The organism is Treponema sp. R6D11 (assembly GCF_054786075.1).
Genome location: NZ_BDHD01001270.1, coordinates 1 through 344, shown reverse-complemented (window position 1 = coordinate 344; position 344 = coordinate 1). Strand labels below are relative to the sequence as shown.

1 protein-coding gene is annotated in these 344 nt (G+C 33.7%); it reads right to left on the bottom strand.

Annotation, left to right across the window (positions count from 1 at the left end):
• Window positions 1–66: 66 nt before the first annotated feature.
• On the bottom strand, window positions 67–344 hold a 278-nt coding region (locus ACYVTD_RS18395; protein WP_461249040.1), incomplete at its 5' end, for a chemotaxis protein CheW.

The following is a 344-nucleotide window of genomic DNA, read 5'->3' as shown; positions in this document are numbered from 1 at the left end:
CGCTTTCAAGAAAGTCCCTTAAAATTGAGCGAACCAGCGGACTGTCGTCTACGATTAATGTTTTAATCATAATAATTCCTCCGAAACACGGTTTAATATTTTGTTTACATCAAGAACAAATACGTCATTATCATTCCATTTAAAAGACGCGTTGATTCCTTCTGCTAATTCGTCTGAATCGGATTTTTTTTCAATGGTAAAAATTTCCTTGTTTTGTATATCCGCAATGGCTGTTATATCGTCAATAAGAAAGGCTATTCTGTCAATTTCTTCTTTTAAAATTAAAACTTTCTTGCGTCGGCATGGAGTCTTTTGGAATAAAAGACCTGTATCAAATAATGCGT